Source organism: Stutzerimonas stutzeri, from assembly GCF_019090095.1.
GTDB classification, from domain to species: domain Bacteria; phylum Pseudomonadota; class Gammaproteobacteria; order Pseudomonadales; family Pseudomonadaceae; genus Stutzerimonas; species Stutzerimonas stutzeri_AN.
On record NZ_JAGQFP010000003.1, the window covers coordinates 87,340 to 111,356 of the forward strand.

The following is a 24,017-nucleotide window of genomic DNA, read 5'->3' on the forward strand; positions in this document are numbered from 1 at the left end:
TTGCCGCCTGAATCTGCTTGTTATTGGGGGTTGGCCCGAGTGGTCGACAGCAACGTTGCCAGGTTGGCCGCCTTCGGCTTGACCAGCCAGAAGCGGCGCAGGTAATCGTCGAGGTTGTCCAAAAGCTTCTCGCCCCACGCGCTGCCGGTTTCGGCGACATACTCGCGCAGCACGTCTTGCAGATGGCTACGGTGGGCTTCCATCGCCTCGCCCGTGATGCGCTGCAGGTTCACCAGCTCGTTGTTCACCCGATCGACGAAGCTGTTGTCCATATCGAGCACGTAGGCGAAGCCGCCGGTCATACCCGAACCGAAGTTGTAGCCAGTCTTGCCGAGCACGCAAACGAAGCCGCCGGTCATGTATTCGCAGCAATGATCACCGGTGCCTTCCACGACCGCATGCGCGCCGGAGTTACGCACCGCGAAGCGCTCACCCGCGGTTCCGCTGGCGAACAGCTTGCCGCCGGTGGCGCCATACAGGCAGGTGTTGCCGACGATCGCCGAGTCCTGAGACTCGAACCCACTGCTCTTCGGCTGGGTGATCACCAGCTTGCCGCCGGTCATGCCCTTGCCGACGTAATCGTTGGCATCGCCTTCCAGATACAGATGCAGACCACCTGCGTTCCAGACACCGAAGCTCTGACCCGCCGTCCCCTTGAAGCGGAACGTGATCGGCGCATCTTTCATGCCCTGGTTGCCATGCACCTGGGCAATTTCGCCAGACACGCGGGCACCGATGGAGCGATCGCAGTTGCAGATGTCCAGCTCGAACTCACCACCGCTCTTGGCATCGATAGCGGCGCGTGCAAGCTTGACCATTTCCTCGGCCAGCAAGCCCTGATCGAACGGTGGGTTCTTCTCCACTTCGCAGAACTGTGGCTTGTCGGCCGGCACGTGATCGCTGCCCAGCAGCGGCGTCAGGTCGAGATGGTTCTGCTTGGCGGTTTCGCCCGGCAGCAGCTCGAGCAGGTCGGTGCGTCCGATCAGCTCCTGCAAGCTGCGCACGCCGAGGCGGGCCAGCCACTCGCGGGTTTCCTCAGCGACGAAGGTGAAGAAGTTGACCACCATGTCGACGGTACCGATGAAGTGGTCCTTGCGCAGTTGGTCGTTCTGCGTCGCAACGCCAGTGGCGCAGTTGTTCAGGTGACAGATGCGCAGGTACTTACAGCCCAGCGCGATCATCGGCGCCGTACCGAAGCCGAAACTTTCGGCGCCGAGAATAGCCGCCTTGACCACATCGAGGCCGGTCTTCAGGCCGCCGTCGGTCTGCACCCGTACCTTGCCGCGCAGGTCATTGCCACGCAGGGTCTGGTGGGTCTCGGCCAGGCCGAGCTCCCAGGGCGAGCCGGCATAACGGATGGAGGTCAGCGGCGAAGCGCCGGTGCCGCCGTCGTAACCGGAGATGGTGATCAGGTCGGCATAGGCCTTGGCGACACCTGCCGCGATGGTCCCGACACCAGGCTCCGCGACCAGCTTGACCGACACCAGGGCTTTCGGGTTGACCTGCTTGAGGTCGAAGATCAGCTGAGCCAGGTCTTCGATCGAATAAATGTCATGGTGCGGCGGCGGCGAAATCAGCGTCACGCCCGGTACCGCATAACGCAGCTTGGCGATCAGGCCGTTGACCTTGCCGCCGGGCAGCTGACCGCCCTCGCCGGGCTTGGCGCCCTGCGCGACCTTGATCTGCAGCACCTCGGCGTTGACCAGATATTCAGGCGTGACGCCGAAACGGCCGGTGGCGACCTGTTTGATCTTCGAGCTGCGCTCGGTCCGGTAGCGCGACGGATCTTCGCCGCCCTCGCCGGAGTTGGAACGCGCGCCGATACGGTTCATCGCGGCGGCGATAGCCTCGTGCGCTTCGGGCGACAAGGCGCCGAGCGAGATACCCGCCGAGTCGAAACGCTTGAGAATCTGCTCCAGCGGCTCGACCTCTTCGAGGGCCAGCGGCTGGTCCGAAACCTTGAGCTTGAGCAGATCGCGCAGCATCGCCGCCGGACGCTGATCGACCAGCGCGGTGTACTCCTTGAAGCGGTTGTAGTCGCCTTCCTGCACCGCAACCTGCAGCGCCGCGACCACGTCCGGGTTATAGGCGTGGTACTCGCCACCGTAGACGAACTTCAGCAACCCACCCTGCTGGATCGGCTTGCGCGCGCTCCAGGCTTCGGCTGCGAGCGCCTTCTGCTCGGCTTCCAGGTCGACGAAGCGGGCACCCTTGATCCGGCTGGCAACGCCACGGAAGCTGACGTCGACGACCTCATCGGACAGGCCGACGGCTTCGAACAGCTGCGCACCGCGATATGAGGTGATGGTGGAAATACCCATCTTCGAGATGATTTTCAGCAGACCCTTGGAGATGCCCTTGCGGTAATGCTTGAACACCTCGTAGAGGTCGCCCAGCACTTCGCCGGTGCGAATCAGGTCGCCGAGTACTTCGAAGGCCAGGAACGGGTAGACCGCGGTCGCGCCGAAGCCGATCAACACGGCGAAATGGTGCGGGTCGCGAGCCGTGGCGGTTTCCACCAGGATGTTGCAGTCGCAGCGCAGGCCGGTTTCGATCAGACGGTGATGCACCGCACCGACGGCCAGCGACGCATGCACCGGCAGCTTGCCTGGCTGAATGGCACGGTCACTGAGAATCAGCATGACCTTGCCGCTGCGCACGGCTTCTTCGGCCTGGTCGGCGATGTTGCGGACCGCCGCCTCCAGGCCGAGGGATTCGTCGTAGTTCAGATCGATCAGCTGGCGTTCGAAACCGGGGCGATCGAGTTCCATGATGGTCCGCCACTTCGCCGGCGAAATGACCGGCGTCGTGAGGATCGCGCGGTTGGCGTGATCGGCGGTTTCCTCGAAGACGTTGCGCTCGGCACCCAGGCAGGTTTCCAGCGACATGACGATGGATTCGCGCAGCGGGTCGATCGGCGGGTTGGTGACCTGCGCGAATTGCTGGCGGAAATAATCGAACGGCGAGCGCACGCGACGCGACAGCACGGCCATGGGCGTGTCGTCGCCCATGGAACCCACTGCTTCCTGCCCCTGCTCGGCAAGCGGGCGCAGCACCTGGTCACGCTCCTCGAAGGTGACCTGGAACATCTTCATGTATTGCTTGAGCTGTTCCGGATCGTAGAACGCCGAGCCATGGTCATTATCGTCGAGGGTCGACTGGATGCGCAGGGCATTCTGACGCAGCCACTTCTTGTAGGGGTGCTGCGACTTCAGGCGATTGTCGATGTCGTCGGTATGCAGAACCTGCCCGGTCTCGGTATCGACCGCCAGGATCTGACCCGGCCCGACCCGGCCCTTGGCAATGACATCTTCAGGCTTGTAGTCCCATACGCCGACTTCGGACGCCAGGGTGATGTAACCGTTGGTGGTGGTCACCCAGCGTGCCGGACGCAGCCCGTTGCGATCGAGCAGGCAGATCGCGTGGCGGCCATCGGTCAGCACCACGCCGGCCGGGCCATCCCAGGGTTCCATGTGCATGGAGTTGAATTCGTAAAACGCACGAAGGTCGGGATCCATCGTCTCGACGTTCTGCCAGGCCGGCGGAATGATCATGCGCAGACCGCGGAACAAATCCATTCCGCCGGTGACCAACAGCTCCAACATGTTATCCATGCTCGAGGAGTCGGAGCCGGTGCGGTTGACCAGCGGATCGAGGCTTTCCAGGTCGGGCAGCAGTTCATTGGCAAACTTCAGCCGACGCGCCTGTGCCCAGTTGCGGTTACCGGTGATGGTATTGATTTCGCCGTTGTGTGCCAGGAAGCGGAACGGCTGGGCCAACGGCCATTGCGGCATGGTGTTGGTGGAGAAGCGCTGGTGAAATACGCAGATTGCGGTCGCCAGGCGCTCATCGCCGAGGTCCGGGTAGAACTGTGCCAGGTCGGCGGGCATCATCAGGCCTTTGTAGATGATGTCCTTGTCGGAAAAGCTGCAGACGTAGAATTCCTTGTCTTCAGCCAGCGCAACTTCGGCGCGGCGACGTGCAAAGAACAGCTTGATGCCGAAGTCACGTTCGGACAGACCTTCGGCCGAGACGAACACCTGCTCGATCCGCGGCAGACGCTCCAGGGCCAGGCGGCCCAGCACGGTGGTGTCGATCGGCACCTCGCGCCAGCCGACCAGCGTCAGTCCCTGGGCTGCGATCTGTTCGTTGAGCTGGGCCCGGGCCGCGTCCGCCTTGGTGGCGTCCTGGCTGAGAAAGATCATGCCGACCGCGTATAGCGCAGGGAGGTCGGCATCGAAATGCTGCCTGGCCATGGCGCGCAGGAACGCATCGGGCTTCTGCATCAGCAGACCACAGCCATCGCCGGTCTTGCCGTCGGCGTTGATGCCACCGCGGTGCGTCATGCAGGTGAGGGATTGAATCGCGGTCTGAAGCAGGTGATGGCTTGCCTCGCCCTGCATGTGGGCGATCAGACCGAAGCCGCAGTTATCCTTGAACTCTTCAGGACGAAACAGACCTGCTCTCATAGGCACTCCACCAGCTAAATGCGTTGTAAATCAACCCCTTATTGACGGCGCACAAAAAGGCCCCGTCATACGCGTGGGCAAAAGGGGGAGCAGTTTACAAAGCCCGGTAGAACGACACAATTTAATTTTTGCAAGCCCCAAAATGGTGCGATGCGCACTATTTTGGGGCGAATTTAGCGAGCCTGCGCGATTTCTTGCTGAACACTGGCAAAGCTCCGCGGCCAAGGCTTACCGCTCCTCAACGCCGCAGGCAGTTTCTTTATGGCATCCAGCGCAGCGTCGCGACTGGCGAAGCTGCCGTAGGTGACGACATACAGCGGCTTGCCCTCGTGACGCTTGACGAAATACCGGAAGCCTTCGCCGTGCTGCTTGATCAGCGCCTCGGCGTTGCTCTGGGTACGGGTACCCAATACCTGCACCAGGTAGTGGTTTTTCGGCTGCGTAGCGTACCAATTCGTCGGCGTAGCGGCCTCAGGCTTGGCAACCGCTTCTTTCACCGGCTCACGGGGCGCTGCTGCCTTGGGCGCTGGCGCAACAGCCGGCGCTTGAGCGGGCGCAGGAGACGGGGCAACCGGCTCGCTAGCGACCGGCGGGCTATCGTTCGCGGGCTCGACCAGGACCGGCTCTCGCTCAGGCTCCAGCATCGAAGGCTCATCCGGTTCAGCGCCCCCTGCAGCGGCGAGCGGCTCACGAATGATCGGCTGTTCGAGCGGCGCGGCATCGCCGCCAGCTACTTCAGCCTCGGACGGCGCTGCCTGTGAACCAGCCGTGCCCGCTGTATCGAGCGGCAGGCTCGTGGTGACGGGCGCCCTGACCGGCTGCTCATCCGAATCCCGCATAAGCAACGCGATAACCACGACGCACACGACCGCGGCCAGCGCCAGCAGATGTTTCATCGGCAGCGGAAAAGCCCAGCCGCCCGACTTGCGCTGGCCTTTGGACTGCTGCATGGCCGCGAGGAGCTCATCACGGGCAACCTGGTTTATCGCACCGGGCCAGCCGCCGGACTCGGCATGAATCCGAGCGACCTGCTCGTCGCTGAAACAATCCAGTCCGCCACCAGCTCCTTCGAGGCGCAACGCCAGGTATTCGCGGGTCTCATCTTCTTCGTACGGCTGCAGCGCAATTACATGAAAGCGCTCCTCGCCCTCGACCAGCGCCTCCAGACGAGCCACCAATGCATGCTCACCGAACAGGAACACGTGGGGTCGCCCTTCCGGGTTTCCTTGCGCCAGCCGCAACAGGGTCTCGACCGCCGCGCCGGTGAGACGCTCAGCGTCATCGACCAGCAGATAGACTTCCTGTCCGGTCAAGGCCAGTTGGATGATCTGTGCGAGGATCGAATCCACATCGGCGCGCGGGCAGCCGAGCGCCTGCGCGATCTGCTGCAACACGGCGCTCGAATCGATGGTGTCCTGCGGCGAGATGACCACACTCTGCACGGCCTGCTTGTTGCTGCTGGCGACGAGCGCTTGGCGCACGAGGGTCTTGCCACTGCCCTCAGGTCCCGTCACCACCAGCAGCAGCTGGCTGTAGCGAGCCAGATGATGCAACTGCCCCAACACAGGCTTGCGCTGAGCCGGGAAGAACTTGAAGCCAGGCACTCGGGCAGCAAAAGGATCATGACTGAACCCGTAATGGTTCAGGTACGAATCGTCGGCGGACAAACTGGTCATGGAAATCTCTTAAGTCCTCGGCGCTTGCGTAAGCGAGTCGTAATTGGCGTTCAACGTGGATTCGAGAACCTCACGCGGGAAATCACTGGTGACCACAGCCTCACCCAGGTGTTTGAGCAGCACCAACCGTAAACGCCCGTCCAGAACCTTCTTGTCGACAGCCATATGCTCGAGGAAGTCCTCGGCACGCATATTGGCCGGCGGCACCACTGGCAGACCCGCTCGCGCCAACAATCGTACCGAGCGGTCTCGCTCAGCGGTCGAAATCCAGCCTAGCTGCCGGGACATTTCCAGCGCCATGACCGTGCCGGCCGAGACCGCCTCGCCATGCAGCCAGACGCCATAGCCTTGATGGGTTTCAATGGCGTGACCAAAGGTATGCCCGAGATTGAGCGTGGCTCGAATGCCCGACTCTCGCTCATCGGCACCCACTACCCGCGCTTTGGCTGCGCAGGAGCGCCGAATGGCCTCGGTCAATGCATGCGGGTCCAGCGCTCGGAGCTTGTCGACATTGTCTTCGAGCCAACCGAGAAACGGTTCGTCGCAGATCAGGCCGTACTTGATGACTTCAGCCAGGCCGGCGGACAGCTCACGCGCAGGCAATGTCGCCAGCGTGGCCGTATCGATCAATACCGCCTGCGGCTGATAGAACGCGCCGATCATATTCTTGCCCAGCGGGTGGTTGATGCCCGTTTTTCCGCCAACGGACGAATCCACCTGGGACAGCAAGGTCGTCGGCACCTGGATGAAACTCACCCCGCGCTGGTAGCTCGCCGCGGCAAAACCGGCCATGTCACCGATGACACCGCCGCCGAGGGCGATAACCGTCGTATTGCGGTCGTGCCGAGCGGTGAGCAATGCGTCGAATATCGACTGCAAGGTTTCCCAGTTCTTGTGCGCCTCGCCGTCGGGTAGCACGACGGGCGTGACGCTGTAGCCTGCCAGGCTCCGCGTCAAGCGTTCCAGGTAAAGCGGTGCAACGGTGTCGTTGGTGACGATCGCGACTTGCTTGCCGCGGATGTGGCGAGATAACAGCTCGGCCTGATCGATGAGCTGCGCGCCAATGAAGATCGGGTAGCTACGCTCGCCGAGGTCGACTTGTAGAGTCTGCATAGAGGCCCCGCGGTTAAAAGGGACCTAGGATAACGCAGATTGACCCTGGCTTTCACGAGGCGCGAGCGACTGAAGCTGTTCGAGAATCTGCGCAACAACCAGGCGCGGTGGGCGCTCATCGGTCTGAATGATCAGGTCGGCAACCTCCCGGTATAACGGATCCCTGACAGCCATAAGCCCGGTGAGGATTTCTCGAGGATTGGCGGTCTGCAGCAGCGGGCGGTTACGGTCCCGCGAGGTTCGGTCGAGTTGTTGCTCGACCGACGTGCATAGATAGATGACCCGGCCTCCTGCCCGCAGCATTTGCCGATTTTCCGGCCGCAACACGGCCCCACCCCCGGTCGCCAGAACGACACCGCTCATCTGGCATAGCTCCTTGATGGCGACATGCTCCCGCTCTCGAAAGCCCTGCTCTCCCTCGACGTCGAAAATCAGCGGGATGCTGGCCCCCGTGCGCTGCTCGATTTCCCTGTCGGAATCTCGAAAGGGCAGGCGAAGCTCCTTGGCGAGCAGGCGTCCGATGGTGCTCTTACCGGCCCCCATCGGACCCACGAGAATGATATTGGGCATCACGGCTTAACGACTGGCTTGGATCGCCTGATTATTCATGATCCGCGGAGTGATGAATACCAACAGTTCGGACTTTCTGTCTTGCACCAGGTCGCGACGGAACACCCGTCCCACGAACGGCAGATCGCCCAGGAACGGAACCTTGTCGACCGACTTGCTCTGCGTGTTGGAGAACACCCCACCGATGACGATGGTCTCACCGTCGGTCACCAGAACCTTGGCGTTAACTTCGTTCTTGCGAATCGATGGAACGCCGCCGGTACTGGCTGCCTGAGAGAAGTCCGGCTCGTCCTTGGTCACCTTGACCTCCATGATGATCCGGTTATCCGGCGTGATCTGCGGGGTAACCTCCAAGGATAGTGCAGCTTCCTTGAATGACGTGCTGGTTGCACCGCTGGAGCTCGCCTCTTGATACGGAACCTCGGCGCCCTTGAGGATCTTCGCCGTTTCCTTGTCAGCGGTAACCACCTTGGGCTGGGAAACGACCTCGCCATTACCGGTCTTTTCCATGGCCGAAAGTTGCAAGTCAAGAATGGCATTGTTCGTGACAAAGCCAACACCAATGCCGGAGGTCGCACCGATCGCCCCCAAGTCAACGAACGGCGAGTTGAGTGGCGTTTCACGTGTACCGGGGAAACGACCGACCTGCCCCTCGTCGCCATCCTCTACACCCAGATTGCCGTCCTTACCCCAAGCGTTCCACTTGTCCCCCGCCCAGAGATTGCCGCCCCAGCGAACGCCCAGGCTCTTGTCATAGTCGACGTTCGCTTCGACGATCCGTGCCTCGATCATGACCTGACGTACCGGGATATCCAGTTGCGCGACGATCCGGCGGAGCTCGTCGAGGCGCTCCTGGGTCTGATAGGCAATGATGTTGTTGGTACGGTCATCGACCGCGATCGAGCCGCGATCGTTGCTTTCGCCGCCCTTGTCGGTTACCGACTGGAACAACCGGGCAATATCGGCAGCCTTGGCGTAGTTGACCTGCACGACTTCCCGGCGCAAGGGTGCCAGCTCGGCAATCTGACGCTGTGACTCGAGCTCCTGCCGCTCACGCGCGGCGATTTCGTCGGCCGGAGCGACCAGCAGAACGTTGCCCACCTGGCGCTTGTCGAGACCCTTGGTTTTGAGCACCAATTCCAGCGCCTGGTCCCAGGGTACATTCTGCAGGCGCAGCGTGATGTTGCCCTGCACGGTATCACTGGCAACCAAGTTGAGGTCGGTAAAGTCAGCGATCAGCTGCAATACGGAGCGGACATCGATGTCCTGGAAATTCAGCGACAGCTTTTCCCCCGAATAGGTGAAATGCTCGGCCTTACGCTTCTCGGCATCCGCCTCGCTGAGCGGCTTGATGCTGATGGTCAGCTTGTCATCGGTCTGGTACGCCAGGTAGTCGTAGCGTCCAGTGGGCTCGATCAGGATGCTTGCACCATCGGCCTTGCTGCTCGAGTCGACGAACTTGACCGGCGTAGCGAAGTCCTGGACATCCAATCGAACACGCAGGGACTCCGGCAGCTGGGTCTTGGCGAAGGTCACGCGGATCTTTCCGCCTTGCTCTTCGATGTTCGGGCTGATCGAAGCATCGGAGAGAGAAATCACGACATTGCCGGCACCGTCTTCGCCGCGCCGGAAATCGACGTTGGTAATTGCCTTGCCCACCGCTACTGGGGCAACCGGCGCGGCTCGCTGCACGGGAACCAACGGCGCAGCAGCGGCGGCGACAGGAGCGGCACCGCTGCTTTCGCCAAGGACGACAAACAGATTATTGCCATCGACGCGCGTGGAGTACGGCACCAGAGAAGTCAGATTCACGATCAGCCGGGTACGCCCCTGTGCCTCGACCACCGTTACGCTTCGTGCATTACCCACACCGAGCTCACGGCTCTTCGAAGCCAGCTTGCTGGACACCCCGGGCAGGTCGAGCGCGATGCGCGCCGGCTGATCGAGCGTATAACCGCGCGGCTCCGATACCGGCTCGTCGAACGCCAGTTTCAGCTCGACTCGATCACCGGGCAGCGACGCGACATCGAGTGAATTCAGGTTTGCCGCCAACAGGGCGGGCGAAATGAACGCCGCCAGCATGGAGAGGCCGAGACGAGAGAGAGTGCTATTCATAAAAGGCTTCCGTTGTGCAGACCGGTATAGGTTTTCCATTTTTGCCATGACTCAGGACCGCTCTTTCAAGGTCAGGCTGCGCGGGCGCTCAAGCCACCCACCCTCTCCGTCCGGAACGATTTCAAGCACATCCACCTCAGCCTCGCCGATGTCAACGATGCGACCGTGATTGCGCCCCAGATAGTCACCGATCTTGACTCGGTGAACCCCGTCGCCGCCTTTGATCAAAGCGTACTTGCCCGACTCGTTGGTCAGCGTGCCAACCATGACGAAGTTTTCGATATTGAATTGCTCGAGGAACTGCTTGACGCGCGTCTCGTCAGGCCGGACATCCTTCGACCCCTTCTGCCGCTGGGCCAGGTCGAGCTTGACAGGCGGCTGGAACGGATGGCGCAGCGACGAAGCACTGTAAGTGAACGCCTCATAGGGCAAGAACGAAGGCAGTGGCTCGATCGAGCCCTTGGGCCTGGCCCGCACCTCGGCCATATATGCCCGCAGATCGTCGAAGTCGCCACCGCCATCACACCCGACGAGCAGCGCGAACCCAAGGCCTAGCGCAACAAGTTTGGCTCCATTCATTTCTGCAGCCCCTTGTCGTTATAGCGATAGGTCTTGGCCAGAATGCTCATACGCAGCTTGGAAGACGACCCGGTGCTTTCCGGCTTTATTTCGAAATCATGCAAGGTGACGATTCGAGGCAGGCTTGATACACCGCTTACGAAGGTCGCCAGATCGTGATAGCCACCGACTACTTTGATCTGAATAGGCAACTCGATATAGAACTGCTGGGTAACTTCGGGCTGCAGCTTGATCTCTTCGAACTCGAGCCCGCTTCCCAAACCGGTCCGGGTGATGTCTTCAAGCAAACCGGGCACCTCGGTATCGCTGGGCAGCTGACGCAGCAGCGCACCGAACGAGGCCTCCATTTCGACCATCTGCTCCTTATAGGCCTCCAGATTGGCCGCCTGGAATGCCTTCGAGGAAAACTGCTGCTTCAGGGTTTCTTCCTGCGCCTTCTGCTGGTCCAGGCTGTCCTGCAAATCGCTGAGGTAGAAGTAGTAACCCCCTCCCAGCATAAGCACCATCAGCAACAGCGCAGCGATCACTTTCACGACAACCGGCCATGAGCCCAGGTTGTTCATGTCCAGGTCGCTCAGGTCGACACTGCGTAGACTCTCCAGGGAGTTCGCCAGACTCATGGCTTACCTCCTTCGGTCACGCTGCCCGGCTGCGTTTGCTGCACCGTCAGCTGGAACACGTTTTCCTGATCGACCGCTCCCGCTGTCACAGCCTTCACCTCGTTCAGGTTGGGCGCTTCCAGCCATTCAGAACCATCCAAGTTGCGCATCAGGTTAGAGACCCGGTTGTTGGATTCAGCTGCACCCACGATGGCGATGCTCTTGCCAGTCATTTTCAGCCCGGTGAAATACACGCCATCCGGCAGCGTACGAACCAGTTGATCGAAGACCCTCGCGATGATCGGCCGGTTACCCTGCAGGTCCTGGATGATCTTCATCCGCTCGAGCAACTGCTGGCGGCGCTCGCGCAGCTCCTTGATCTCGACGATGCGGGCATCCAGCACCGCGATCTCTTTGCGGATGAACTCGTTCCGCGCGTTCTGCTGTTCGATGGCGCGGGTGAAGTACTGGTCGGCAAGAAACAACAGGCCCACTGCGACGACGGCCACGCCCGCGAGCGAGACCAGAAAGCGCTGCTTACGCTCCTCCCGGAGCTGTTCGCGCCAAGGTAAAAGGTTGATCCGGGCCATCAGTCGAAACTCCTCAAGGCCAATCCGCAGGCGATCATCAGGGACGGCGCGTCGCTGGCGAGCGCGCCAGCGTTGACCTTGCTACTCAAGGCCATATCGGCAAACGGGTTGGCAACTAAAGTCTGGGTTCCGATTTTCTGCTGAATCAAACGGTCCAGCCCCGGAATCGAAGCGGTCCCTCCGGCGAGCAGGATGTAATCCACGTCGTGGAACTGGCCAGCCGCGAAGAAGAACTGTAAGGAGCGCGACACCTGCTGCACCACCGCCTCTTTGAACGGTTGCAACACTTCGCTGTCGTAGTCATCCGGGAGCCCTCCCTGCTTTTTAGCCAGGCCAGCCTCCTCCATCGACAGCCCGTAGCGCCGCTGGATTTCCTCGGTGAGCTGACGCCCTCCGAACAGTTGTTCACGGGTATAGATGGTGCGGCCGTTGTGGAGCACGCTCAGGGTCGTCATCGTTGCGCCGATGTCGACGAGCGCAACGGTCAGCTCATCGTGACCGGCACCCAACTGAGGCGCCAACAAGCCATATGAGCGCTCCAACGCATAGGCTTCGACGTCGACGATCTTGGCGGTCAACCCGGCCAAGGCAAGCGCCGCCTCGCGAATCTCGACATTCTCTTTGCGGCAGGCGGCCAACAGCACCTCCACGCGTCCAGGAGCACGCGCGGCGGGGCCCTGCACCTCGAAATCGATGGCGACCTCTTCGAGCGGGTACGGGATGTATTGATCGGCCTCGATTTTCAGCTGGTTTTCCAGCTCGTCGTCACTCAAGCCACCGTCCATCTCGATGCTTTTGGTGATGACCGCAGAACCGGACACCGCCACCGCGGCGGATTTGACGCTGGTTTTCGCCTTCCCCAGCAGACGGGACAGCGCCTGCCCCACGCCCTCCAGCTCGGCAATGTTCTTTTCCACCACAGCGTTCGCCGGCAACGGCTCGACGGCATAGGACTCAACCCGGTATCGAGAGCCTGATCGACTTAATTCGAGTAGCTTGACGGAGGTCGAACTGATGTCGATCCCAAGCAGCGTGTTCGCTTTCTTAGTGAAGAGCCCTAGCACGGCCGATTTCCTTCTTTATCCGCTACTTACGGATTAATTATGTTTGTCCGCATTAGATAACAGGCTTGACAGAAGCGCAAATGGCTCCCTGGTAAAAAAACCGCTTATAATGTGAACGGTTTTTCCTTTCAGCATCGTTTGCGGCTTACACCTCATTCCTCACCCTGGATTCAACGACCCCTGATGCGTTTTCTGAAGTTTTTTCTATGGTCATGCCTGACTATTTTCTGCGGACTATTACTCAGTCTCAGTGGCGCGTTTCTCTATCTAAGCCCGAACCTGCCGTCGGTCGACTCGCTACGCAGCATACAGCTCCAGATTCCGCTGCGTGTCTATAGCGATGACGACAAGCTGATCGCCGAATATGGAGAGATGCGCCGCTCCCCGATCGGCTTCGAGCAAATACCCAACGACTTCATCGCAGCCCTGTTATCGGCCGAAGACGATAACTTCGCCAATCATTATGGCGTCGATGTTTCCAGCCTGATGCGCGCTGCCACGCAATTATTGAAGACCGGGCATATTCAGACCGGCGGCAGCACCATCACCATGCAGGTCGCGAAGAACTACTTCCTCACCAGCGAACGGAGCTTCTCTCGCAAGATCAACGAGATTCTCCTAGCCCTTCAGATCGAACGAGAACTGAGCAAGGACGAAATCCTCGAGCTGTACGTGAACAAGATCTACCTAGGCAACCGGGCCTACGGCATCGAGGCGGCCGCGCAGGTCTATTACGGAAAGCCTATCGGAGAGCTGAGCCTGGCACAGATGGCCATGATCGCGGGCCTGCCCAAGGCACCCTCGGCGTACAACCCACTGGCGAATCCGGTACGCGCCAAGGAGCGCCGCAACTGGATCCTGGGGCGTATGTATCGGCTCGGAAAAATCGACGAGACCCAGTACCAGAATGCACTGGCCGAAGAAGTCGACGCTTCGTATCACGGCGCCTCTCCTGAGCTCGACGCGCCCTATATCGCGGAGATGGCACGGGCCGAGATGGTCGGGCGCTTCGGTAGCGCGGCGTATACAGACGGGTTCCGCGTCTACACCACCATCAGCAGCGAACGCCAGATGGCCGCCAACCAGGCACTGCGTGACGGATTGATCGAGTACGACCAGCGCCATGGTTACCGAGGCCCGGAGGCCCATCTGCCGGGCACCGATCCTGCCGCCTGGGTGAAGGCGCTTGGCAACTATCGCAGTCAATCCGGTCTTCTGCCGGCCGTCGTCAGCTCCGTCTCCAAGGATTCGATCAATGTGCTGTTGCGTGACGGCAGTGAGCATGCCATCGGCTGGGAAAGCATGAAGTGGGCCCGCCCGTTCATCAACACCAACAGCCTGGGCCCGCAGCCCAAATCGCCATCCGAGGTGGTCAAGCCCGGCGATGTCATTCGTGTTCAGCTCGTTGAAGAGCAGGCAGTGTTCAGCCAGGTACCCGCAGCGCAGGGCGCCCTGGTGTCTCTCGACCCGCAGGACGGCTCGATCGAAGCACTGACCGGCGGTTTCTCCTTCGGCCAGAGCAATTACAACCGCGCCATCCAGGCCAAGCGCCAGCCTGGTTCAAGCTTCAAGCCCTTCGTTTATAGCGCCGCGCTGGATGCGGGATTCACCCCGGCAACGCTGGTCAACGACTCGCCCATCGTCTTCGTCGAAGAAGGCCTGGACCGGGTATGGCGCCCGAAGAACGACAACAACACCTTCCTGGGCCCCATCCGCCTGCGCGAGGCACTGTACAAGTCACGCAACCTGGTCTCGATCCGCCTGCTGCGAACGCTTGGCATCCCTTATACGATCGATTACATCAAGCGCTTCGGCTTCAAGCCCGAGGATCTTCCGGCGAATCTGTCGCTGGCACTCGGCACGGCAACCCTGACGCCAATGGAAATCGCCACCGGCTGGACCGCCTTTGCCAACGGCGGCTACAAGATCGAGCCGTACCTGATTACGCGGGTCGAAGACCGGGACGAGAAAGTCATATTCGAGGCCAATCCGGCGCGCGTCCCGGACAACCACACCGTGGATCTCGCCGAAACCGACACCGGGACAACCACCTTTGCTCAGGCCGACACCTTGCTGCCGGGCTCAGAGCCCGACAGCCAAGCACCCGTCCATGCCGAGCAGATCATCGATGAGCGCACCGCCTACATCATGACCAGCATGTTGCAAGACGTCATCAAGCGCGGTACCGGGAGGCGGGCGCTGGCGCTGGGGCGTGGCGACCTTGCCGGGAAGACCGGCACGACCAACGAATCCAAGGACAGCTGGTTTTCCGGCTACAACGCCGATATCGTGACCACCGTCTGGACCGGCTTCGATCAGCCGCAAAGCCTCGGTCGCCGGGAATACGGCGGAACCGTCGCATTGCCGATATGGATGAAATACATGGGCGCGGTCCTGGACGGAAAGCCCGAGCATGCCCCCGCCGAACCGGACGGCATCCTGACGCTGCGTATTGATCCCAAGAGTGGTCGCGCGGCGGCACCGGGCACGCCGGACGCCTACTTCGAAGTCTTTCGCAGCGAGGATTCGCCCCCCAACATGGGCGACGACATGCTGCCTGGCTCGACCCTTCCCGACACCCCGCTACCGGCGTCCGAGGCCGCCCCGATCGACCTGTTCTAGCTGGTCAGGCAGGCCGCTCGCGCGGAGCGCCGGCTGGCCAGCCGTCAGCCTCCCCAAATCGAAAGCCAAACGAAAAACCCCGGCATCGGCCGGGGTTTTTCGTGGTGTCGTGAAGCCGACTACAAGTCAGGCACGAGCGAGCAATCAGCCACCGAACACATCGTTGACCGACTTGAGCGGGTAGTTCGACGGGTATGGCAGGGTCGCCACGCCGCTTTCGATCGCCGCCTTGGCGACCGCGTCGGACACCAGCGTGATCAAACGAGGATCCATCGGCTTCGGAATGATGTACTCACGCCCGAACTGCAGATGATCGATGCCATAGGCCGCAGCGACCTCAGCCGGAACCGGCAGCTTGGCCAGATCACGCAGGGCCAGCGCAGCCGCGATTTTCATTTCCTCATTGATCCGCGTGGCCCGCACATCCAGCGCGCCACGGAAAATGAACGGGAAGCCCAGCACGTTGTTGACCTGATTCGGATAGTCCGAACGGCCGGTCGCCATGATCACGTCGGAGCGGGTCGCATGCGCAAGCTCCGGACTGATTTCAGGATCAGGGTTCGAGCAGGCGAAGACCACCGGGTTTGCCGCCATACGCTTGAGACCTTCGGCACTCAGCAGATTGGCACCGGACAGTCCGACAAACACATCAGCGCCGTCGAGCGCATCATCCAGCGTACGACGGTCGGTCTCGTGCGCGAACACGGCCTTGTATTGATTCAGATCGTCACGCCCGGCGTGGATGACGCCCTTGCGGTCGATCATGAAGATATTCTCGATCTTCGCCCCCATGCTGACCAACAACTTCATGCATGAGGTCGCGGCAGCACCGGCGCCCAGGCAGACGATCTTTGCCTGCTCCAGCGTCTTGCCGGCGATTTCCAGCGCATTGAGCATCCCGGCCGCGGTGACGATGGCAGTGCCATGCTGGTCATCGTGAAAAACCGGGATATCGCACTGCTCGATCAACGCCCGCTCGATGTCGAAACACTCAGGCGCCTTGATGTCTTCCAGATTGATGCCGCCGAAGGTGATGGAGATCCGCTTGACCGTGTCGATGAACGCCTGAGGGCTCTCGGCATCGACCTCGATGTCGAACACGTCTACACCGGCGAAGCGCTTGAACAACACACCCTTGCCTTCCATGACCGGCTTGGATGCCAGCGGCCCCAGATCGCCCAGGCCCAGGATGGCTGTGCCATCGGAGATCACTGCGACCAGATTGCCTTTACCGGTGTATCGGTAGGCCAGCTCCGGGTCACGGGCGATCTCTCGCACCGGCTCCGCTACGCCAGGGCTGTACGCCAGTGAAAGATCGCGAGCGGTAGAAGTGGGCTTGGTCAGCTCGACACTAAGCTTTCCCGGACGTGGCTGGGAATGGTAGTCGAGAGCGGCAGTTTTCAGGTCAGTCATTGGGCATTCCGCTTACTTTACTGGGACAGACAGGGGGTCGAGCATACGCCAAGACCAATCGTCGTCACAAGCGAGCGGGAAAGCTGACTGTCAAGTGCTGTCTTTACGACTTTCATCGCACGTAGCGGCACGCAGGCCTTTTGCCTACGGCCTTCGCGAAGGTTTCGATCACGGCTGCACGATCAGCATCGACGGGGCGGTCAACTTCAGCAACCAGCGCGCCTGCCGCGACAAATCCGCCCGCCCCTTGCGGTCGATCACCCACCCCCGGGCCTCGACCGCCCTGCCCGGCAGGTTGTCCAAAGCGCTGGCGAAGGCGCTGGCGGACGCATGGGGAATATGCAGCACCACCGAGTCGGCCAACTCCAGCCAGATACCGCCACGATTGACCTGCACCCGCTCGACTTGTCCGCGGATCAGGGCGAAGCCACCGTGGCGCAACTCACCAGCCGGGATGACCGGCGACCGGCGCCACAGCGCCCGGTTCGCCGCCCGCGCTTGCTGCTCCGCCGCGAAATGGCAATCGGCGAGATCGGTATTGGGGGCGATGGCGACGAAAAAACCCAACCCTTCTGCAAGCAGGCGCGCCTCGAAGTTGTCGCCCTGCTCGTCATACACATGAGCCAGCAGCCGTCCGTAATGATCCTTCGCCTGCTGACCGGTGCGCAGCCTCACGTACCCACCGTTGGCGCTCACCAACGCTTGCAAGCGGCGCTTGGCCGCTTCCGCGAAAGGCTCGGCGCCGATACCCTTGCGCCCCATTTCCGGCGCATTCAGGCCGATCAGGCGGACACTCCGCCCATCGACCAGACGCAACGTATCGCCGTCGACCACCCTGGCGACCTGAGCCCTCGCAAGCGACCCGCTGGCAGGACAGAGCGCCTGAGCCTGAAAAGTGAGGAATATAGAAACGAAAAAGGCGCCCACCAGGGACGCCTTTTTCATCTGCACGGAAAATCTCATCGGATTCCCGCCGGGACAGCCGCTTACTTGGCGCCAAACACACCGAAGCGCTGCTTGAAGCGATCGATACGACCGCCGGTATCCAGCACCTTCTGCTTGCCGGTATAGAACGGGTGGCACTCAGAGCAAACGTCAATGCTCAGGTTCTTGCCCAGCGTGGAGCGCGTCTTGATAACGTTGCCGCAGCTGCACGTGGCTTCGATTTCAACGTAGTTAGGATGGATATCGGCTTTCATGGGAACGATCCTCTAGGACGTGTGCCGCCACCCGACCCTATGTCGAGTACCGCACGGAAGGGCGCGAATGATACCAGAGCAGGTCGGCGATGCAAGGGCGCCCGATCACCGGCAGGGCGACGCGGTCTGCATACGCCCGAGCCTTGCACACTACGGCCAGCCTGCTGCGCGTCGGATCGTTTAAGATCAGCGCTCCTCGCCAAGGACTCTCGTGTGCCCCAACCCATACTTCGCGTTGCGCTGCCCTCGCCTTTGCGCAAGCTCTTCGACTATTTGCCGCCCGTCGGCGCTCCTAGTGCTGCACTGCAGCCAGGCATACGCCTGCGGGTGCCGTTCGGCCGTCGCGACGTTATCGGCATCCTGATCGAAGTTACCAGCCATAGCGAGGTGCCGGAGGCAAAACTCAAACCCGCCTTGGCCTTGCTCGACGCTCGCCCGCCGCTGCCGCCGGCGTTGTTCAAGCTGTGCCTGTGGACCGCGAACTATTATCAACACAGCCTCGGCGACACGCTCAGCTGGGCGCTACCGGTCCTGTTGCGCCAGGGCGAACCCGCCGAAGCGAGGCAGGAGCGCTTCTGGCATGTCGCCAAGAATGCCCGCCCCGAAGACCCGCGGCTCAGCCGTGCGCCGCGCCAACGCGAGGCGTTGAAGACCATCGCCCAACATCCGCATGGCGTCGCTCATTCACTGCTCACACAGTTGCAGTTGAGCAAGGACAGCCTCGACCTGCTGCTGCAGAAGGGCCTGGTATACATCGAGACCCACCGCTGCCACCAGGCTCGACGCCATCAGGGCAGCTGGCTGTTGCAACCAGAGCTACCGCTCAATCAACAGCAGCGGGCGGCCTTCGAAGCCATACGCGCAGGCCTGGGCGGCTACCAGACCTATCTACTGGCCGGCGTTACCGGAAGCGGCAAGACCGAGGTCTACCTGCAACTCATCCATCAGGTCCTCGAAGCCGGAAAGCAGGCGCTGGTGCTGATTCCGGAGATCAATCTCGGTCCGCAAACGCTGGCGCGCTTCGAACAGCGCTTCAACGCCCGCATCGCCCTACTGCACTCCAACGTCAACGATCGCGATCGGCTGGACGCCTGGCTGGCCGCGCGAGACGGCGAGGCGGACATCATCATCGGCACCCGTTCGGCGCTCTTCACCCCAATGAAGAATCCGGGGCTGATCATTCTCGATGAGGAGCACGACGCGTCCTATAAACAGCAGGAAGGCCTGCGCTATCACGCCCGCGATTTGGCCGTGGTCCGGGCGCGGCAGGAGAAGCTGCCGATCCTGCTCGGGTCAGCGACGCCGTCTCTGGAAAGCCTGCACAATGCCCACAGCGGTCGCTACGCGCTGCTGAAACTGACCCAGCGAGCCGGCGGCGCACAAGCCCCACGCTTTCTGCGCCTGGATGTCAAAAGCCGTCCGCTGGACGCCGGGATCTCCGGTCCGTTGCAGCAGGCCATGGCGCAGACGCTCGCCGCCGGACAACAGGTGCTGGTGTTCCTGAATCGCCGCGGTTTCGCCCCGTCACTGCTCTGTCATGACTGCGGCTGGCTCAGCCAGTGCCCGCGCTGCGATGCCCGGATGACGCTGCATCAGCGGCACAACGAGTTGCGCTGCCACCATTGCGGCCATGTCGCGCGACCGCCCCGCAGCTGCCCAGAATGCCAAAAGCTCGACCTGCGCCCGGTAGGCGCCGGCACCGAGCGTGCCGAAGAGCGCCTCGGCATACTCTTCCCCGACTACCCGGTGCTGCGCATCGATCGCGACAGCACGTCACGCAAGGGCTCGATGGAGCAGTTGCTGGGCACCATCAACCGCGGCGAACCCTGCCTGCTGGTGGGCACGCAAATGCTCGCCAAAGGCCACCACTTCCCACGGGTCACCCTGGTCGCCATCCTGGACGCCGATGGCGGCCTGTTCTCTGCGGACTTTCGCGCCAGTGAACGGATGGCCCAGCTGATCGTGCAAGTGGCCGGTCGCGCGGGGCGGGCCGGAGAATCGGGCAAGGTGATCATCCAGACCCATCTGGCCGACCATCCGCTATTGGTGCAGCTAACCGAGCAAGGCTATTTCGCCTTTGCCGAACAGGCACTGAGCGAGCGTCGAGCCGCCGGATTGCCGCCGTTCAGCCATCTGGCGCTGCTGCGTGCGGAAGCGACGAAACCCGGACAGGCCGAAGACTTCCTCGATCAGGCTTGCGGTCAGGCCGAACAGCTCATGAGCCAGCTCGGACTTGACGGCATCGAACTGCTGGGCCCGGTACCCGCACCGATGGAGCGCCGCGCCGGACGCTTCCGGGCGCAACTGCTGCTGCAGGCCAATGCACGCGCGCCGTTGCATAAGCTGATGAACCTATGGCTGCCGCACGTAGAGGCGCTACCCGGCAGCCGTACGGTGCGCTGGTCGCTGGATATCGATCCGATCGATCTGTTCTGACCCACGAAATCCGGCCCAGCCTGCAACTCGACGCCTTAAGCCTTGAAGGTTCGCCCTCCGGGCACCGATAATGCCCAGTTTTCGACCAAAGCCTTCGGGCCGACCGAGCAAACGATGAAAGACAGCATTCGCCATCTGATCCAGCAAGCCCTGAGCCGCCTCACCGCTGAAGGCGTGCTGCCCGAAGGATTGAGTCCGACCATTCAGGTGGAGAACACACGCGACAAGACCCACGGCGACTTCGCCAGCAACATTGCCATGATGCTGGCCAAGCCCGCAGGGATGAAGCCACGCGATTTGGCACAGAAGCTCATCGAGGCATTGCCGACCGATGCCAGCGTCAGCAAGGTGGAAATCGCCGGCCCGGGCTTTCTCAACTTCTTCCAGAACAGCGCCGCGTTGGCTGGACGCCTCGATGCAGCACTCGCCGACCCACACCTGGGTGTGAGCAAGGCGAGCCCGTCACAGCGCGTCGTGGTCGATCTGTCGTCGCCGAACCTGGCGAAGGAAATGCACGTCGGCCACCTGCGCTCCACCATCATCGGCGACGCCGTGGCGCGGGTACTGGAGTTTCTCGGCGACGAGGTGATCCGGCAGAACCACGTCGGCGACTGGGGCACGCAGTTCGGCATGCTGCTGGCCTATCTCGAGGAAAACCCCGCCGCTGCAGAAAGCGAGCTATCGGACCTTGAGCAGTTCTATCGCGCCGCGAAAAAACGCTTTGACGACTCGCAAACGTTCGCCGACCGCGCCCGCGAGCTGGTGGTGAAGCTGCAAGCGGGCGATGCCGACTGCCTGAGGCTCTGGACGCGCTTCAACGAGATATCCCTCTCGCACTGCCAAAAGGTCTACGACCGCCTCAACGTCAAGCTGTCGCCAGACGATGTAATGGGCGAAAGCGCCTACAACGCCGAGCTGGGCGACATCGTCGCATCGCTCAAGGCCAAGGGGCTGCTTAGCGAAAGCAACGGCGCCCAGTGTGTCTTCCTTGAGGAGTTCAAGAACGCCGAAGGCAATCCGCTTCCAGTGATCGTGCAGAAGGCCGGGGGCGGCTACCTCTACGCCACCACTGACCTGGCTTCCATGCGCTACCGCAGTCAGCAACTGAAGGCCGACCGCGCCCTGTATTTCGTCGATCAGCGCCAGGCCCTGCATTTCCAGATGGCCTTCGAGGTCGCTCGTCGCGCCGGCTTCGTCCACCCGACCATGCAGCTCGAGCACATGGGATTCGGCACCATGAACGGCGCCGATGGCCGTCCGTTCAAGACCCGCGATGGCGGCACCGTTAAACTGGTCGACCTGCTCGATGAGGCCGAACAGCGCGCCTACAGCCTGGTAAAAGGCAAGAATCCGGATCTGGACGAAGCGGAACTGCGGCAGATCGCCCGCGCAGTGGGGATCGGCGCGGTGAAATATGCCGACCTGTCCAAGCACCGCACCAGCGACTACAGCTTCAACTTCGAGCAGATGCTCAGCTTCGAAGGCAACACGGCGCCCTACCTGCTCTATGCCTATACCCGGGTGGCCAGCGTGTTTCGCAAGCTCGGTACCGGCATGGATGGGCTGACCGGCGAAATCCGGCTCGATGCCGAGCAGGAACAGGCGCTGGGCGCCAAGCTTGCACAGTTCGGCGAAGTGCTGAATAGCGTCGGTGACAAAGGCGTCCCGCACCTGCTGTGCAGCTACCTGTACGACCTGGCCGGCCTGTTCTCCAGCTTCTACGAGCATTGCCCGATCCTTACCGCGGAAAATGACGCTGTGAAACAAAGTCGCCTGCGTCTCGCCGCCCTGACCGGCAAGACACTCCAGCAAGGCCTGGAGCTGCTTGGCCTGGAAACGCTGGAGCGGATGTAAGTGGCTGCCAGGAAAAAACCCGCCCCGAAGCGCGGCGCGAGTCGCTACCAAGCACCGGCCAAGAAGCCCGTTCCCGGCTGGATTTGGCTGATCTGCGGACTGGTCATTGGCGGCTTCATCATGTTCCTGATGAACCTGGAGCCGGGCGGCAAGGAGATCAAGCGAGACAAGGAAACCGCCAAGCCGAAGGAGCAACCCAAGCGTCCTGCGGCGAGCAATGGCCAGGCGGTCAAGCCGAAGTACGACTTCTACACCTTGTTGCCAGAATCCGAGGTAATCCTGCCGCCCGAACCGCCCAAGCCGGAAACACCGACGCCAGCGCCCGTCACGCCGGAAGAAGCGGCAAAAATCGACGCCGCACGCGCCGAGGCGGCCTTGAACGGCCAGGTTCCGCCGCCACCGCCTCCAACGGTGGCCAAGGCACCGGTGACGCAGTTCTTCCTGCAGGCCGGTTCGTTCCGACAGAAGAGCGAGGCTGAAAAGGTTCGTGCACAGATCATCCTGCTCGGTCAGGATGTTCGCGTAGAGAACGTGACCGTCCGCGATGAAGTCTGGTATCGGGTACTGGTCGGCCCTTATATCGATCGCGACCAGCTGGGCAAGGCGCAGAAGACGCTGGCAGCAAGCGGTTACAGCAACCTGCTGCTACAGCAACGGCAGTCACGCTGACTTGAGAACGAAAAAAGGGAGGCCTGAGGCCTCCCTTTTTTTTGCATCCGTCAGCACCGTAAAGGGGCTGAGGGTGTCGCTATGCCCTCGGCGCGTAAGCGAACACATCCGCACGCATCTGCGTCGCATCCATACCCGCTTCCACGAGCGCATCCAGAGTGCCGTAAATCATCGCTGGCGAGCCGCTGGCGTACACGTGAATCGGCTTCAGATCAGTGAAATCTTCGCACACAGCCTCATGCAACATGCCGCAACGCCCAGGCCAGCCGCAGACATCACTGACAACCTGATGGAGCTGGAGGTTGGGCATCAGCTGCCATTCCTTCCAATGCGCCAGCTGGTAAAAATCCTCCGGCCGACGCACGCCCCAATACAGATGCACCGGATGAGGGAAGCCCTGCGCACGGCAATGCTCGATCAGACTGTGCATCTGCGCCATGCCGGTTCCAGCGGCGATCAGCACCAACGGACCATCCGGCAGCTCGGCGAGATGGGTGTCGCCGAACGGCATCTGCACGTTGACCATCCCGCGGCGCTGGAGGAAGTCGAGCAAGCCAATCGTCGACGGCTCGCGCGCCAGCACGTGCAACTCCAGCTCCCGACCACGCCCTGGCGCGGAGGCCAGCGAAAACGCGCTGTATTCGCCGTCCTCCCGCTGCAACAACAAATATTGCCCGGCGTGATAGCGCGGCGGTTTGCCGGCAGGCGCGCGCAGCAGCAGCCGAAACACGTCGCCGCCAACCGCTTCGCAGCTGATCAACTGGCAGCTGAGCGTGCGCACCGGTAGCTCACCGGGCGCAAGCACACCATCCCAGAGCAGGACGCAATCCTCTTCGGGCTCGGCCAGACAGGCGAAAACCTCACCGTGATCATGACTTTCACCGCGCTGGCGCACCCGACCATTGACCAACAGTGCGGCGCAGATCTGGCAGTTGCCATTGCGACAGGCCTGCGGACAGTCGTAGCCCAGCCGGCGAGCCGCATCGAGGATCAATTCGCCGCGCTCGACGTCGAGCACCGCACCGGAGGGTTGCAGGGTCACTTTCATC

17 protein-coding genes are annotated in these 24,017 nt (G+C 61.7%); 4 read left to right on the plus strand and 13 right to left on the minus strand.

The annotated features are described in order from the left end of the window. Nucleotides 1-20: 20 nt before the first annotated feature. The 9 genes from gltB to KVO92_RS20285 form a co-directional block, all read right to left on the minus strand. Nucleotides 21-4,469 carry a glutamate synthase large subunit gene (gltB, locus tag KVO92_RS20250; RefSeq protein ID WP_217477393.1) on the minus strand — a complete coding sequence of 1,483 codons (4,449 nt, stop codon included), beginning with the start codon at nt 4,467-4,469 and terminating at the stop codon, nt 21-23. Between the two features lie 173 nt (nt 4,470-4,642). Then, a complete protein-coding gene (locus KVO92_RS20255) occupies nt 4,643-6,145 on the minus strand; it encodes an AAA family ATPase (RefSeq protein ID WP_217477394.1) in 1,503 nt (500 codons plus the stop codon). Nucleotides 6,146-6,154: 9 nt separating this feature from the next. Next, on the minus strand, nt 6,155-7,258 hold the full coding sequence (aroB, locus tag KVO92_RS20260; protein ID WP_254621596.1) for a 3-dehydroquinate synthase: 1,104 nt from the start codon (nt 7,256-7,258) through the stop codon (nt 6,155-6,157). A 24-nt stretch (nt 7,259-7,282) separates the two neighbouring features. Continuing rightward, the gene (aroK, locus tag KVO92_RS22715) at nt 7,283-7,828 is read right to left on the minus strand and encodes a shikimate kinase AroK (RefSeq protein ID WP_254621597.1); all 546 of its coding nucleotides are present in this window, start codon (nt 7,826-7,828) and stop codon (nt 7,283-7,285) included. Between the two features lie 6 nt (nt 7,829-7,834). Next, a complete protein-coding gene (gene pilQ, locus KVO92_RS20265; protein ID WP_217477395.1) occupies nt 7,835-9,943 on the minus strand; it encodes a type IV pilus secretin PilQ in 2,109 nt (702 codons plus the stop codon). Between the two features lie 51 nt (nt 9,944-9,994). Next, a complete protein-coding gene (pilP, locus tag KVO92_RS20270) occupies nt 9,995-10,522 on the minus strand; it encodes a type 4a pilus biogenesis lipoprotein PilP (RefSeq protein ID WP_217477396.1) in 528 nt (175 codons plus the stop codon). Further along, nucleotides 10,519-11,142: a type 4a pilus biogenesis protein PilO gene (gene pilO, locus KVO92_RS20275; protein ID WP_217477397.1), complete on the minus strand. Its 624-nt coding sequence runs from the start codon at nt 11,140-11,142 to the stop codon at nt 10,519-10,521. The genes pilP and pilO overlap by 4 nt, the downstream gene beginning before the upstream one ends. Further along, on the minus strand, nt 11,139-11,711 hold the full coding sequence (gene pilN, locus KVO92_RS20280) for a type 4a pilus biogenesis protein PilN (protein ID WP_217477398.1): 573 nt from the start codon (nt 11,709-11,711) through the stop codon (nt 11,139-11,141). The genes pilO and pilN overlap by 4 nt, the downstream gene beginning before the upstream one ends. Beyond that, nucleotides 11,711-12,775, minus strand: a complete 1,065-nt coding sequence (locus KVO92_RS20285; protein ID WP_217477399.1) for a type IV pilus assembly protein PilM — start codon at nt 12,773-12,775, stop codon at nt 11,711-11,713. The genes pilN and KVO92_RS20285 overlap by 1 nt, the downstream gene beginning before the upstream one ends. 183 nt (nt 12,776-12,958) lie before the next feature. On the opposite strand from KVO92_RS20285, the gene KVO92_RS20290 reads away from it, so the two are divergent. Further along, the gene (locus tag KVO92_RS20290) at nt 12,959-15,397 is read left to right on the plus strand and encodes a penicillin-binding protein 1A (protein WP_217477400.1); all 2,439 of its coding nucleotides are present in this window, start codon (nt 12,959-12,961) and stop codon (nt 15,395-15,397) included. 144 nt (nt 15,398-15,541) lie between these two features. Here KVO92_RS20290 and KVO92_RS20295 read toward each other — a convergent pair whose 3' ends face one another. The 3 genes from KVO92_RS20295 to rpmE all read right to left on the minus strand — a co-directional run bounded on the left by KVO92_RS20295 (nt 15,542) and on the right by rpmE (nt 18,009). Next, entirely contained in the window at nt 15,542-16,810 is a 1,269-nt protein-coding gene (locus tag KVO92_RS20295) for a malic enzyme-like NAD(P)-binding protein (protein ID WP_217477401.1), read from the minus strand. Nucleotides 16,811-16,978: 168 nt separating this feature from the next. Next, a complete protein-coding gene (locus KVO92_RS20300; RefSeq protein WP_217477402.1) occupies nt 16,979-17,773 on the minus strand; it encodes a thermonuclease family protein in 795 nt (264 codons plus the stop codon). Between the two features lie 23 nt (nt 17,774-17,796). Beyond that, nucleotides 17,797-18,009, minus strand: a complete 213-nt coding sequence (gene rpmE, locus KVO92_RS20305) for a 50S ribosomal protein L31 (RefSeq protein WP_039801850.1) — start codon at nt 18,007-18,009, stop codon at nt 17,797-17,799. Nucleotides 18,010-18,222: 213 nt separating this feature from the next. Here rpmE and KVO92_RS20310 point away from each other — a divergent pair, with 213 nt between their 5' ends. The 3 genes from KVO92_RS20310 to KVO92_RS20320 all read left to right on the plus strand — a co-directional run bounded on the left by KVO92_RS20310 (nt 18,223) and on the right by KVO92_RS20320 (nt 22,968). Next, nucleotides 18,223-20,445 (plus strand): primosomal protein N', encoded by a 2,223-nt coding sequence (locus tag KVO92_RS20310; RefSeq protein WP_217477403.1) that lies wholly within the window; start codon nt 18,223-18,225, stop codon nt 20,443-20,445. A 114-nt stretch (nt 20,446-20,559) separates the two neighbouring features. Continuing rightward, a complete protein-coding gene (gene argS, locus KVO92_RS20315; protein WP_217477404.1) occupies nt 20,560-22,299 on the plus strand; it encodes an arginine--tRNA ligase in 1,740 nt (579 codons plus the stop codon). Beyond that, nucleotides 22,300-22,968, plus strand: coding sequence for an SPOR domain-containing protein (locus KVO92_RS20320; protein WP_217477405.1), 669 nt, complete (start codon nt 22,300-22,302; stop codon nt 22,966-22,968). Nucleotides 22,969-23,047: 79 nt separating this feature from the next. Here the strand turns inward: KVO92_RS20320 and KVO92_RS20325 are convergent, their stop codons facing one another. Next, nucleotides 23,048-24,016 carry a CDP-6-deoxy-delta-3,4-glucoseen reductase gene (locus KVO92_RS20325; protein ID WP_217477406.1) on the minus strand — a complete coding sequence of 323 codons (969 nt, stop codon included), beginning with the start codon at nt 24,014-24,016 and terminating at the stop codon, nt 23,048-23,050. Between the last annotated feature and the right edge of the window lies 1 nt (nt 24,017).